Below are 14477 nucleotides of genomic sequence, written 5' to 3'. Positions count from 1 at the left end.
GATTGGTCGACACGTTCGCGGAATATGTCGATAGGAACGACATATTGATAAAACATGTCGATGAAATTGATTTATATCGACACATATCACGGTTTGCAAGGGCGTTGTACAATATCGGAAGTGATTAGAAAATGGTCGTTTGAAAATGCCGATAATAGGATAAGAAGCGTCTCTGCGATCGACAAAATGCCCGAAATACAAGGAAAACGGGAGCTTGGACGACTATAGGAATGCACAACCCTTCGATGGCAGAATCGGCAGAGGAACCGTCGACGGTAGCCTGGAATTCTTCGGCGTTATAGCCAGACGAGGTGAAGATAAGTCTTATTTCGATGCTGGATAATACAAAATGTTAAGTAAAAACAACAAAATCTTGTCTTTGAGCTTTCAAATCGGGGTACGGGTAAGCCGGATAAAAATTCGCTGTCGTTTCTGACTAAACGATTTCAATTCTCAGCGTGCAGGCGGTGCGAAAATCTATGGACGCGCTATCGAGCGGCATTTCAGCTGTATGTGGCAAAAAAGTTCTGAAGGCACGCGTCGCCGTTACTGTGGCGACGCAGGGGCAAATGCACTTGCGGCGCAGACATCCTTGCACGAGTGTTCCGCCGTCGTTCGCGGAAACCTAGATAAGGGACGTGGACGCAGAGACGATATAGAAGCGTGAGGTGAGAACCGTACGCTTACTGACGAAATTCAGACACCAGATCGCCGATACACTGTGTTCCGGATGCCGCAGGTCGACCCTTCCGAGCAATAGCCACAGATGCTGTAGTTTCGGTCGGATTCGTAGCATTCAATTCGGATTTAAAGATCGTAGTGTGCGACAATGGAAAGCAGTCGTGCTCGTTGTAGTTTTCGAGATCAAAGCGCGCTAGCATCAATGCAGCAGCATCGCGCGAATCGGTGCAAACGATAAACTGGGGGCGGGCGGTCAAATTCCGGTTCGCGAGGGGGTTAATGTTGTTGAGCGCAGATGTGAGAACGCAAAAGCTTTCCGAATTGCGTGTGCCAGAAGATGGGCAAGTGCTCCAAAAACTCCACTATGACGGAGAGACGAAACCCCATAAGGTTTCAACGATCAACCTCGATTATTTGATCTACAATCGACACAATGGCCGCCTTGAGGCAGAAATGCTTACTTGGGAAGAGCAGAATGCAGCTTCGCCCGAGGAGTATGACGAGGATCTACACGAGCTAATAGAGGAGCTACTGTGGCAGTCTGCCGTTCAAAGAAATAAGGCGACACTCTCCGACCTCAAGGACAAGGGCCAGCAACGTCCTGGGATCGTTAGTCTAGACGGTGTGATCATTGATGGCAACCGGCGTGCTATGCTGTTGCGCCGGCTGGAGAAGTCCACGGGGATCAAACAGTATTTCGACGCGATCATCCTCCCCCATGCATATGCCGACAATCAGGAAGCGATCGTGCGGCTGGAGACGCAATACCAGCTTGGTGAGGACGCTAAAGTCGAATATGGCGCTCTACAGAAATACCTCCATGTCCGCCGCCTACATGTTGATTTGGGAATCCCAAAAGACCAGATCGATAAGCTGATGAACGAAAAACGCGGAAATGCAGAACGCCTTCTTCAGATCATGGAATTGATGGACGAGTATCTCGTTCATATCGGAGCACCCCGCCTCTATACGATGCTGAAGGATGGCGACGGGTCGAAGGAAGGAATGTTCGTGGATCTTCATGGCGACCTGAACCGGATCAACGGCGGGAAGCACAAGATTCCTTGGGTATTTGATTCGGACCTGGAACCGCTACAGCTCAAGCTAATCCAGTTCGACTACATCCGACTTGGTGAGCTCGCCGATGCGAAGAAGGCATATCGAGAGATCTCACACCAGGGCAACGGCAACAATTTCTTTGCCAAACAGGATATATGGGAGAATTTCCGAGACACGCACCAGGCTACTGTGGATCCAATGACGTCGGAACAGGGCTCCTTAGACGAGTTCATCCGTGATCATTTAGACGAATACGAAACAAAGGTCGACGCGGCGCGCGCGCGCGACAAGCAATGGTCGGCTGAAGTCGGACCAGCAATGAAATCAAATTTCGGCCGTTCAAGCTACAGCCTCGACTTGGCCACACGTGAACTCAAGCCGAGCGAATATCTTCGCAGAGCGAAGGAGCTGCTTGAGAAAATCGACCTAGAAGGCGAAGCCCTTTTAAACGGGCCCGAAAATCTGGGGCTGGCAATGGACATCAATCGATTGACCTATGCCATTAAGAAGCGCTTCGACCGTTCTGGTCAAATCTGAGTGCGTTCCGTGGTAACTGTCTCCCTCTCATTCGAACCAGTTAATGACATGCTCATCATCCATGGTGTCGATGCACAACTCAGCCGAAATCCACTATTCGCGGCATTCTTGAGACAGCACCGCGGTTTGGTCAATGAGGAAGACTGTGCGATGATTCCCACGGACAGCGATGCGTTAGGGGCGCTGTATCAGACGATCTCGCGCCTCCTCGCTCGGCTCGGGATTGAGATCGAAGCCAAGGGGCGCGTTGCGGACCTGCTCGAATTTGTCGAGGCCGAGGAAAACCGCTTTCAAGATTTCTCTGCCAAGGCATACGAAATCTGGCACCGGCAACTCGATACGGATGAGTTCCGCCAATTCGTCAGCGTTGTCGAGCACAAATGCCCTAACCGCACATTCTATAGGAAGCAGTTGCTCTCCGCCTATCATCTGACCTTCGCGCAGAATGTCTGTAATTTCTCGGTGCCGGGCGCGGGTAAGACGTCCATCGTGTATGCCGCGTACGCATATCTCCACGCTCTCCCGGTAGAGAATCCACGATCAATTGAGCGACTGTTGATCGTGGGTCCGCTATCGTCATTCAAGGCTTGGGAGGATGAGTTCTACGAGATATTTGGCCGTAGACCGGATTCCCGGAGAATCAGTGGAGCCACGCCCTTGTTAGAGCGATCGGACCACCTCCGCGGAATCTCGGTGGGATCAAGAAAAGTCGAACTCACCCTTGCATCCTATCAGACAATGGCGAACCTCGAAGATGACTTTCGAGTGTTCCTATCGCGCGGTAGTCCGGGCACGATGATGGTGTTGGATGAGGCCCACTATATCAAGAGTTCTGATGGGCGCCAGGCCAATGCGGCACTGAGGCTCGCACCGCTCGCGCGAGGTCGAGTGATTCTGACCGGTACACCGGCGCCGAACGGTTATGAGGACCTCGCCAACCTCTTCCGCTTCCTCTATCCGACGCGGAACATCGTCGGCTTCCCGGCCGCGACACTTAGAGCGATGTCGGATGGGACGATGCAACCTGCGGTAGACCAGCTGAAGAAACGAATCCAGCCATACTTCACGCGCATAAAGAAGGCTGATCTCAACCTACCCGAAGTTAGTGAGGAAAGAGTCGAGATAGCGATGGGGCCGAACCAAGAGCGAATCTACCGTGCGCTCGAACGTAAGATCGTTCCCCAGATTCGCCTAGAGTTCGAAAGACCGGAAGGCAACGTCCGTGTGAAGTCGAGGCTGATCCGACTTCGCCAAGCCAGCGTGAACCCTGAACTCTTGTTGAAGCCGCTCGCAGATGAGGGTGTATTCGATACGGGGGGTACCGGCGACTTTACCATCAGCGAGATGGATGTTGCTGAGTTGATCGAAGGGTTTCGGCCGGAGACCGATCTCGCGCGGTTGACAGTCTGTGGGGACTTGGTCAAGTCCATCCTCAATGAGCAAGGTAAGGTCCTCATCTGGTCCTACTTTTTAGGAAATCTCGAGAGGCTCCGGAAGGCGCTGTCACCTCTCGCGCCGTTCGTGGAAGTTCTGACGGGCGCAACACCGGTTTCGGGGATGGATGGTGAGGGGGAAGCCGCCGAGGGAACTCGCGAAGCTATCATTGATGCCTTTCATCGCTATGATGGCAAGGCGATCCTGATCGCGAACCCACAAGCGGTGGGGGAATCGATCTCCTTACACAAGGCCTGCCGCACAGCGATCTACTTCGACCGTGACTTCAATGCCGGTCGCTACATCCAATCAAAGGACCGCATTCACCGGTATAATCCGAAAGGAGGCCTTCCCGTCCGATACATCCATCTGATGTCGATGGGAACGGTCGATGATGATATAGACGCTCGACTTGTCATTAAAGAGCGCCGGCTTGCTGATCTCGTTGACACTGACGACATACCACTCCTGACCGCCGCATCCGACGAGGATGGGATCGATGACATCCGAGCAATCTTCGAATCCTATGAACGACGCAAGACAAGCTGACGGACTCCTTTCGGCTGGCCAGACAATTGCTCTGATCGAGGTTATCAGTCAGGCAGGTGAGGGGGTCAGTGTCGAACGAGCCGCGCGCGATCTATGTTACCGCAGGGGGGCATCACATTCGAGGACATATAATTCTCTCACGATGCTTGAGGCGGCTGGGTTGTTGGTGCGGCGTGGCGATCGAATCTTCAGCGATGGTTACAGCGCCGATAGCTGGATATCTAGGATAGCATACTGGGTTGCTTGGGAGACGAGAGAGCGGATGGCAAGCGGCGGCGCGCACGCGCTGCAGTTGCACGACGGCGACCTCGTGATCGATCCTATGCGGTTACCCGGACCGGTTGATGGCCTTCGTTTGTGGTTAATTGAATTCGGCATCGCCTCAAGAACTGGCTCGAGCAGCCGTCGATGGGTTATCTCAGAGCCGTTTAAGAGCATCTTCCTTGATGCCGCTCGCTCATGGAACAGTCGAAGTCGCATAGTAATTTCACAGACAGCACTGCAGGAACGCTTGGATCAGCAGGCTGTCAACGGCTCAATTGCGGAGCAATGGTTGTTGGAACGCGAGCGCTCCAGGCTCTCCACGCACCCGCTGCTCGACCAAGTCGTCAGAATTTCCGTCACCGACGCTGGTGCCGGCTTCGATATCATCTCTTTTTCGTCGCCGACATCAATCGTCCACGATCACTTCCTAGAGATAAAATCATTTACTGGACGACGTCGCTTCTTCTGGACTCAGAACGAGATCGAGGCTGCGCAGCGCTTAGGCGAGGCATACCATCTGTGCATAATTGATCGCGACCGAATGAACGATGCTTCATATCAACCAGAGATGATCAGCGGCCCATACGCGGCGCTGATAGAAACCCAGGAAAACGGCTGGTCGATTTCACCCGTTACCTTCGAATGCATCGCGATCGACGTCTGATATGCGGGGCGGGCCGAGCGCGGCGCACAAGCGGGACACGAGGACATCCTTGTCCCTCGTCTCACACTCCCACACCACTACACACCGCCAACCGGCCGCTTCGGCGGCTTTCTGCAGTCGGGCATCGCGCGCCTTGTTGGCCCTGAACTTGTCCGCCCAGAATTCCGTACGGGTCTTCGGGATGTTCGAGCAGGGACATCCGTGTGCATGCCAGAAGCACCCATGTACCATGATCGCGATACGACGCTTCACAAAAGCAATGTCGGGTCTGCCCGGAACGCCTTTCAACTGGACGCGAAACCGATAACCCAGACCGTGCAACAGCGATCGGACAACCCTTTCTGGTCGTGTATCAGACCTCTTGATGCGAGCCATATGTGCGCTGCGTTGCGCTGGGGTGAGTCTGTCGGTCAATCCGGAGCAACCTAGGTCGAGTGAACTCTGTCTGGAAGTGTCGTCGCGTCGACAGTCCGCGATAGATAGTTATTGGCCAGCGAACCAACAATAACGCCAGACACGATTAGGAGAGCATTGCGGTCCAACTTGGCAAGGCCAGGCAACGTAGCAGTCTCGATACCATATTGGTGTGAGACTACGTCCGTTACTATGGTCCGAGCGTTTGCTTCGAAGGGTGCAAGGACGGCTTGGATGAGAGATCCGGCATGATCCAACTCGTCCAGGAGCATGAACGGTCGCGTCCGACCTGGCCCGCGATGGCTCCACAATGTCTGCATGTTCTGTAGATCAGCTCCCTTGAGTATCGCTTCGAGTGCGTCGATCGGTTCCGCAAGAGCCGTTTGCGCGTCTGAAGGTAACGCGTCCATCACTCGGCTTATCAGGGTTGGACTCAAGTCCAACCCCTTAATGTCCTTCGATGTTCCGAACCAGAACGCGACGCGCCATTCGCTTTTGCCTGCCACACCCTGATTACCTAGTTCGAATCGAACTCCACTCTTGAGGCGAAGGCTCGGGATGGCGAAACGGAATGTGCGGTTCGCTGGGAATCTCGCGCCGGCACTATCGACTAGCGTGATGTCCGGCTTTGGGGTGGGATCTGTCAGATGGGCGGCGGCATCTTCAATAGGCACCAAGTCATCGGCAGATTTACCGAGGAACGCCTGCGCGACCAGATAAGTGAAAGATGGAGGAATGGCATTTCCGACCATCCGAAGCTTCTGGCTATTGTTAGCTCCATAGAACTGGAAGGTGATTGGAAATCCTTGGAGCGTAGCGCGTTCTCGGATCGTCAGGCGGCGATAGGTACCTTTATCCGGCTGCTCTATGATGATGCTCTCTCGGGAAACGCGCGTGCAAGTGGCGGTGATCGTTCTCACCGTCCGGTCGAGAGGATCCGGGAACGGCATAGAATTATAGACCGGATGAAGGGTCTTCGTGGCTCGATTTATCCGCACTTCCTCTTCGTTCAACTCCACTTCTGCTTCGTGGTCGAAGAGGGCCTGGCGGGGGATGGAATTTCCATAGATCGGGTCGACTACTGGATCGGCACTAAGTGCAGCCACGACAGATTCTAAGGTAGGTGCAGCGCGCGGCGCGTAGGTTGAGAGTAGTGAATAGTCGAAATTGCCAGCGATGCAGCGCCGACGACGCTGTGGGAGGCCGAATTCGTCCATGCTCACAATGTTCGCTTGGAGTCCGAGGTGTGTAAAGCGATGGAGCAATCCTCCTTCCTCGAGCTCGCGATGCAGGATAGGTGCCACCCGAGGTACGTTCTCCATTGCCCAAATGCGCGGCTTTAGGTGATCTACAATAGTCAGGAACTTCACGATATCGATCAAGCCATCCTTTAGGTCACCACTGCCTCCACGGTTGGAGAAGGAGAATTGAGTACAAGGCGGACTTCCGACGACTATATCGATATTGCCAGGCAGCTCATCGACTGAAAGCCGCCTGATATCGACCGTTTGTGCTTGGTGTTGATTGTTCTTAAAGTTCGTCTCATTGGCGGGACCCCACCGCTCATAAGAAGCAACAACTTCGATGCCAGCAAGCTGGAGACCTAGGGACCATCCTCCGACTCCTGAGTACAAGTCTATCGCCCTTGGTCTTTGCATCGACGTCCTCGCAAAATAAATTTCAAGTACCAACACTTTATCAAATGACAGATTCAACGCTCGAGATCTAGACCCTGACGTACCAAATGTTGATTTGAGTGATCGAACGTATCATCGAGCGGCAAGCTATCCAAGTGATGCTGATTAAGGGCGTCCGGTTTCCGGCAGCTGAACACCACCAAAAGACGCCTTGGAGGCAGCTACAAGGAGACATTATGTTGCTTGGAAGAGCCTCTCCTGGCGCGATGTCAATGTAGGGCCAGCGCCGCTTATGTCTGCTTGCTATATTGGCTCGTGAAGAAGCGGCCATTGGTGCCCTATGCTTACGGGCTATCAGCTTTGACGATGTCTATGTCTTTTATATCATCTGGGAGTGGTGATGAGAGCGCCCAAAAATGGATTGGAACAGGCAAGCGATAGGTCTGGCATGCGATCAAGACCAATGGCCAGGCACCTTTCATTATCGCGGAAAGCGACCCAAAATCCTGCCCTGCCGAGATTTCTATCTCCAGCTGTTCGATCAGCTTCGCTGGGCCCGCCGATGTGTTAACGTGGGTTATCGCGGAACCGTGAACAGCGGTGTTGCGGTAAAATACTGCTTCTGTTGTTTCGTCGGGGACCCAGAGCTGCCATGTGCTGTGGCTCATTTTACTCTCCCGGAAGGCCGCAAGCTCCTGGAACGCGCCTTTCTCTCCGATGATTGCAAAAAGGAGCGCCAATGTGGGATAGAGAATGCTACCCGCGGTCACTTCCTCGCGGTAAGCATCTCCTGACCGTGGGTGAGCGGCTAACTCGCTATATTCGCGTAGAATGCAGGGATAGGGACCATATGTGCGATAGCTGAAGATCGTAAGCCGCATGATATTTTGAAGCCAGCCGGCGAGATAGTCGCCAGCGTTGCAGTGGAGAAGAAACAAGCTTGCCAGCGATATTTCAATGGCATGATCGTCTCTGATCGGGCTATCGAAGGTCCTGTTTTTGTCGATGAGGTCGATAATCAACGAAAGAGTTTGCTGGATGTGTTGATCAAGCGCGGCATCGTCGTCGGTGTCCAGGCCCCTCGTGGCCTCTCTCATCCAGACGAGCCAGAGACCAAAGAGCGAAACCCGGCCGAGGACTTCGAAAAGCTTAAGGTTTATGTCCACACTCGCGGTCGAGGGTACCGCCATGCCTAGACCGTCTATCGCATGGCTATAGGGCTCGACATGCAGTTGAATGAACAGCGCAGCGATGCCGCGATTCAAACCAATCGATTTGTCGACAACTTCGCTCAATTCCCTAGCTCGTCCGGTTTTGCCAAAATGGTCGCGACACAAGTCCCAAAGCCAAAGCGATGCGAGCGCACTTGCCTTGTAAGCCGCCTCCAGATTGTGGACGTCACGACACCACACAAAAATTGTCCACGTGGCGAGGTAAATCTGTCGGGCCATTCTGAGCCTAATTGTGTGATTTTTCGGCGGAGACGAAAGGATTTGTCGCAGAAGCTCAGCAAAGTGGGCGATGCACACGGCGGGCTCATCAACGAAGGCCACAGCCTTGCGAAAGGAATTCTGCATCTCTTTTGGAAAGATCTTCTCCCGAAGCACACCCGTAATCATCATTTCAGCTATGCGATCGCCGTTCCACTCTTCAAACTCGATCCTCCCGGCTTCAGTGTTTTTCTCGATGAAACCCTGTACGCGAAGCCGTACATCTTCCTGGATATCACCACCAAAGCACAAGGCGATCACGACCGGGAGTTCCTTGTGGCGCGCAGGCAGGTGCTTTGGAATGTAGACTTCTAGAATCTCTTCTAACGAGGGTCGCAACGCTTGCTTACCAGATGCCCACTCATCCCTGGTAAGATCGCCGGATTTGATCGACAAAAGGAAAAGTGCATTGGTACCGGTTGTCGGATGAGGACCAATCGCGACGACGTCGACACCATATTGCGTCGTCCCACGCTTCGGCCGGGATATGACATTGAAGCCGATCTCACTAAGGATATCGGGCAGGACCACGTCGAGTTCATCTCTCTCGTTGAGTGAAGAAAGATACTGTTTCAGCAGGAGTTTCAAGCGGGACGTCTTTCAGTTCGAAAACGATGGACTAAATAGCTCAATCTGACGGGATAAAGGCCGTCCATGCGTGGCATCTGCGTCGAAGTCTCGAAGGATTTGAGGGGAACAACCTGGCGAATGGGCTCTTCGGGCTCATTATACATGTAGTTGATCGATGACCGGCCATAGAGAAGTATGCTTTTGTGGAACATGGACGAAAGGATAGACTGCCGCTCCGCTGATTTCCTTATTTCGTTGTTGCGTTGGTAGGCGAGTTCAGCCTGCACCTGACGTTCCATCGTCGACGATCGTAGCGCTGGGTTTCGGGGGAGCTTTTGCAGCGGCTTCTCGTATCCGTCAACGAGCTGGTGCAAACGTCTCACGCTTTTTTCCATTCCCTCCCGTGGATGGGCAAGTAGCAGTGCGTCAAAGATCTTGATGTCGTCGGGGTAGTTTCGTAGCCAGAAGTTGGCAGTTTCCCGCTCTAAAGATAGGCGATCCTTCGTGCCGAGACTCGAAAGGCAGGCGTACAAAAGTGATATCGCCGGTCCGTGGCAAAACATCATGAAGCCGAAGATTTTCCTGGCGAGATATGAAACCTCTTTCGGTGCCAGGTTAAACTCATTGATGCTGAAATCGTAGGTGCGCATATCCAATGGCAGAAAAAGGTCGTGAACCTCCAAGCAGATTTCAAACCTGCCCTGTAGAAGCCAATTCACTGTAAACCAGCCGAGATCGACCTCGTTTGAGGTTCGTATCTTGTGGATCGTGGAGTCGAAGCTTCTGAGAGCGGGACGGTTTCCCTCCTGCGAAAGGATTGCTGTTAGAAGGTCGAAGACCTTGTGGCGATCGCTCACCAAATCCATACTGGATATCGCGCTGTCGACAACGTCTAGCGTCTGCTCGCAATCAGCGGGCACGGTTTTCAGTAACTCAATGATCGGATCATTCAGCTGCTCAGGATAAACCTTTTTTCTAAAAGCCCAGCCTTGGATAAGCTGATGGCGGACCAATGGAGGCGGCTGCTCGCAAGCCCGCTTGAGCGCTTCGACCAACCCATGAGGAGTTGCGTTTGATTCGTCGATCACGGTCATTGCAGATGCAATGGCCGTGATACGCTCTTCTGCAGTTACATCATCAATAACTGCTGCAAGTCGAGCTGCCGCGGCATCTCGGATCACGTCTGTCGCCTGTGTGAACCCGCTAAGTGCATAAATTGCTTGCCGCCTTAATTCCACGCGGGGATTTTGGCTAATCATCAAAATTGCGCCCAATGCGTCTTCCACGGAATGGTGCCTCCATGCTTTGAGAGCTGGCCCGATGAGCGCACCATCATCGTAGGAAGATAGGATGATCTCGACTACCTCTGGGGCGCGTTCGCTGTGTGACAGCAGCCAAAATTCAATGCCGGACTGAAGCTGGTATAAGCCCGATCCGGTAAACCGCGGTCTCATACGATTGATGAAATCAAGAAGCGGAGAAGTTTTTTCTTCGATCGACCCGATGAGGCCCTTGATCACATATCCAAGTCTTGTTTGGCGCCGGTGATCTGGAGTGTCTGGCCAGTCTAATTTATCGAAAGTCGATATCGCATCGCGGTCGCCGGAATTATGGATACAGGCTATGCTCTTTCCGATAGCTTCCAGTTCGTTGAATTCAACCCCTTCAATCAACGAAATGAGGCTGCTATTGTCCATAGCCGCGCGCACGGCCATGTCTGTCGAAATGGTTGTATGCGACTGTTCATCCGACATTCTTAAAGTTTACCGCATTTGATGGTTGCCCCCGCGTATAGCAAGCTCCGACGTTAATGGAAAACGATTATCACATTCTCCGTCCGATATAGAGGCAGTTGTCAGATGAGTCTTTCATGCCTATCGACTTCCCCGAAACTAAAGAGGCTGTTGGGGCTTGCAGTTCCTGTAGGCAGCGGTCGTGTGTGTAATTAATGGTCGCCTCTTAAACAGGGGTAGTACTTTGTACATCGAAATATCCTTGTGAAAAGAGGGAATAAAGTCGGTGATTGAGTAAGGCCCGTATTATGTCCGGGCATTGAGCGGAGCTGGGCACGATTTTTCCGGTATTATCAAACGTTAGGTTCAACCCTGCCTGACCGTAGTTCTGACGCAGGTTATCCATGAAGACAACGTCTTGGTAGTGGCCCTTCTGACGAATGGCACTTAAGCGGCGGAGATGGAGCGTGTTTGACCCTACGTAGGCGACTAGAGTCGCCATGTCAGTGAACATGTCAGAGAAAGCTGCCTCCGCTTGAAGCAAAGCGAAGTCATCCGCATGTGCCTGTTTGTAGCTGAGGACGGTTTCGAAATTTTTCTTGTTTAGGATGACAATATCTTCGCCCACGATGAAAAAATCGACATAACGGGAGAGTGTGAAGGAAGGATTCTCTTCAAGACCAAGCTCGTCGCCCGAAAAAACGACGTTGATGCGACTACGTGTTTGCCTCGTCGTCCAAGAGTCATCCGTTCTCCGCACCGCGTGCAGGACATTATCGCCATGTGTAAACTTTACGGCGTAAAAGTCGGTGTTCTGCATATGGCCGATATTAGCTGCGCGCTTTGCTGGTAATAGGTCGGCGGCCTTTTCAACAATCTGCCCGGCGTGTGTTACCTCGGTCTCGATGAGAAGAGCTTGCTCCGAACTGATTTCCGCCAGGATGTCGAAATCGTTGGCTTCCACGATGCCGTCCCTTGCATGGCTGACAGCCGCCCTTAGCGCGGATTCAAGCGCATCATCCGTTTGAATCCAATGTCCCGTGAAAATTGGATTATCTGATTTACCAGACCTCCGGAAAAGCCATACACTGACATTGGATTCTGGAATATTGAATTCCGTGAGGCTATGCGGGACGGGCATGCTATGTGGCCCCCTCTTTGTTAGGCTTGATGATATAGATGTCCTGCACGGCTATTTGTCTACGTCGCTCGTTCGCGGCTATGTATCCTCGAGAGAGTGCACGGGCCGAATGCACCGTCTGTGAGCCCGAAAATGCGTAGGTAATGTCGTAGAGCCGCCAGCCGAATGCGATCAGGAGCGGATTGAGGATGATTTGTCCGGATCGGTAAGTGATCCAAAACATCCATAGTAGAAAAATGATAAGGCCCACGAACTTTCCGACGTCTTGATAGTCGATGCTCATGAATGAGACGACGTAAGGAAGTGTATAGTTCATGAGATCGGCGGGCACATGTTCGACAGACCGTAAAACAATCTCCGTTTTCGGATTTAGCCACGACAGCACGATAAGCGTCAGAATAAAGCAGCCGAACGTCACAGAGAATATGGATAAAGCTACAGTCGAATTTTTAAAAGGCATTGAACATTCGGAATTCCAGACGCTTAAGCACCACGGTCTCGAGGCCGCATCATAGTCATAATTTTGGGCAAGCAAAATCAAGCTCAAGGGCAGATACGAGCCAATGAAAACGATCAGCGCTGGAACCACTCGAAATTGCAAAACGCGGCCCTACCTGATCAAACGCCGTTGTCTGTGAACAAACATTTGAACTCCCATAGATTTGTTCAATAGCCTACCTGAGAGTGTTGGCCAAGTAATTCTAGAGCGTTGGTATTTCGTTGCGGAAAAGAGGCTCCAGCATAGGCAGGCGGTTTTCTTGCTGAAGCATTTGACCCCTGTGATTGTTTCATGTGATTTCATTGGTTAATCGATGGCTGCGCCTAGTCGCTTCCCCTCAAGGCGTTTGGTATTCGACGTGAGTTTTCCAATGAGCCACTGTCCATTAATCTGGAACTGGTAGGTGAACCAAACAACGCATGTAATCTACTCGTCATTGCGGCCCTAGTGGTCGCTAAGCTGTTGTCATCCAATGACCGAGACTGGGGCGGAAGCGGACTGGCAACTTTCAGAGATTAGGCGTAGATTCCTTGCCTCCGTTCAGATGATCACCCACTGCGCGAAAGCAGGCAACACTAGCGAAGGATTCGGCGGGTGCGGGAAATTGAGGATTTCACTGACGATCGTCTGAAGGCCTGGTGCATCCACTGTGGCGCAGCGATTGTCGACATCGAAAGCAATCGTGACCATGTTCCGACCAAGTCGCTTCTGACGAAGGCTCTTCGAGAACGGGGCGCCAACTATGACAGCGGTGCGGGTGGTGAAAAGGATTATCTGCCACAAGTTATCGTCTGTCGGCGCTGTAATTCCAGCTTCTCGCCCGACGAAAATTACCTTCTCTGCGCGCTTCACGCGGTCATGGCTGGCAGCCTCTATCCCGATCCGGCGCAGCATCCCGAAGCGGCAACCATTCTGCGGAGTAACCGCCACGTAGTCCGATCCCTCAAAAGAGGTCCGCACAGACAGCTTCTCCTGTTCGAAAACCTGCAGCCGTTCACCCTCTTTCCCGATACCGACAAAGTACGGCGCGTCATATTAAAGAACGCTCGTGGCCACGCCTATCACGAGATCGGCGAGCCGCTGCTCGACGCGCCTGATCACGTCGCGTTCGTACCGCTGGAGCAGCTAAGTCCGGAGCAGCGTGGCGTCTTCGAGACTGTCGTACCGTTGCGGAACTTTCTGTCTGGCCAGAGGTCGGCAGTCGCATGACCACTCAGCTGCTCGACGAGGAAGTCATGGTCGGCGGCTGGATTACGGTCGAGCCCGGTCGCTACCGCTACTCTATAGACTGGTCCGACGCCGTGACGGTGAAGACTGTGATATGGGAGTATCTCGCTACCGACACACGCTGGGAGCGATAGACACAGCTCTACGGCTCCGGCAGCAACCGGATTATGGACGGCGGAGTGCTATGAGCGACGATCTTTGGTTATCCATTGCCACTATGTCAATAAACTCGGCTTTTGAGACCGACGAGGGTGGATGGCCGACGTGGCGGCGCAATCCGCCATCGTTCGCCCAGATTCACGACGTACTGCTAAGTTGCCCCTATAACGGTTTGTACAAAGATACTGGAAGTTTATCCGAATTGCGCCAAGTTTGCTGAGGCAAACTCCCCCTTGACGCAAGTAAGTCATCGATAATCATTTTAGTACAAGGCTTTAACAGAGATTGTAGAAATCTGCGCTACAATCGAAATTAGTGCAAACTAGCTTATTATCGGCATTTTCAAAGGAAGGGTTGCTGACAACTTCCCTGTTTGAACGCAGCAGTAATTCGTAAGCGTGTGTCGCTTTGCTCTTAAA

At 52.6% G+C, this 14477-nt stretch carries 10 protein-coding genes; 4 read left to right on the top strand and 6 right to left on the bottom strand.

Translation table 11 applies throughout. The annotated features are described in order from the left end of the window. Window positions 1-966 precede the first annotated feature (966 nt). From AC6CHM_RS24925 to AC6CHM_RS24915, 3 genes are all read left to right on the top strand, one after another. A complete protein-coding gene (locus tag AC6CHM_RS24925; protein ID WP_498176012.1) occupies window positions 967-2277 on the top strand; it encodes a hypothetical protein in 1311 nt (436 codons plus the stop codon). A 48-nt stretch (window positions 2278-2325) separates the two neighbouring features. Continuing rightward, a complete protein-coding gene (locus AC6CHM_RS24920) occupies window positions 2326-4260 on the top strand; it encodes a DEAD/DEAH box helicase (RefSeq protein WP_498176010.1) in 1935 nt (644 codons plus the stop codon). 262 nt (window positions 4261-4522) lie between these two features. After that, entirely contained in the window at window positions 4523-5188 is a 666-nt protein-coding gene (locus tag AC6CHM_RS24915) for a protein NO VEIN domain-containing protein (RefSeq protein ID WP_498176008.1), read from the top strand. Here AC6CHM_RS24915 and AC6CHM_RS24910 read toward each other — a convergent pair. The 6 genes from AC6CHM_RS24910 to AC6CHM_RS24885 form a co-directional block, all read right to left on the bottom strand. Further along, complete coding sequence (locus tag AC6CHM_RS24910; RefSeq protein WP_498176006.1) at window positions 5150-5602, bottom strand: very short patch repair endonuclease; 453 nt, start codon at window positions 5600-5602, stop codon at window positions 5150-5152. The two genes, AC6CHM_RS24915 and AC6CHM_RS24910, sit on opposite strands and share 39 nt — an antisense overlap. Window positions 5603-5613: 11 nt before the next feature. Continuing rightward, window positions 5614-7260 (bottom strand): DNA cytosine methyltransferase, encoded by a 1647-nt coding sequence (locus AC6CHM_RS24905; RefSeq protein WP_498176004.1) that lies wholly within the window; start codon window positions 7258-7260, stop codon window positions 5614-5616. Window positions 7261-7583: 323 nt separating this feature from the next. Further along, on the bottom strand, window positions 7584-9317 hold the full coding sequence (locus AC6CHM_RS24900) for a hypothetical protein (RefSeq protein ID WP_498176002.1): 1734 nt from the start codon (window positions 9315-9317) through the stop codon (window positions 7584-7586). Next, window positions 9314-11053 carry a hypothetical protein gene (locus AC6CHM_RS24895; RefSeq protein ID WP_498176000.1) on the bottom strand — a complete coding sequence of 580 codons (1740 nt, stop codon included), beginning with the start codon at window positions 11051-11053 and terminating at the stop codon, window positions 9314-9316. Before AC6CHM_RS24895 ends, AC6CHM_RS24900 begins: the two co-directional genes overlap by 4 nt. Before the next feature lie 205 nt (window positions 11054-11258). Next, a complete protein-coding gene (locus AC6CHM_RS24890; RefSeq protein WP_498175998.1) occupies window positions 11259-12173 on the bottom strand; it encodes a Kiwa anti-phage protein KwaB-like domain-containing protein in 915 nt (304 codons plus the stop codon). A gap of 1 nt (window position 12174) precedes the next feature. Continuing rightward, on the bottom strand, window positions 12175-12762 hold the full coding sequence (locus tag AC6CHM_RS24885; protein ID WP_498175996.1) for a KwaA family protein: 588 nt from the start codon (window positions 12760-12762) through the stop codon (window positions 12175-12177). Window positions 12763-13266: 504 nt separating this feature from the next. On the opposite strand from AC6CHM_RS24885, the gene AC6CHM_RS24880 reads away from it, so the two are divergent. Continuing rightward, complete coding sequence (locus tag AC6CHM_RS24880) at window positions 13267-13881, top strand: hypothetical protein (RefSeq protein ID WP_498175994.1); 615 nt, start codon at window positions 13267-13269, stop codon at window positions 13879-13881. The last annotated feature ends 596 nt before the right edge of the window (window positions 13882-14477 follow it).

The organism is Phyllobacterium sp. GQ127 (genome assembly GCF_059758635.1).
Note: the sequence above shows the minus strand (reverse complement) of the source record. Positions and strands in the feature narration are given on the sequence as shown.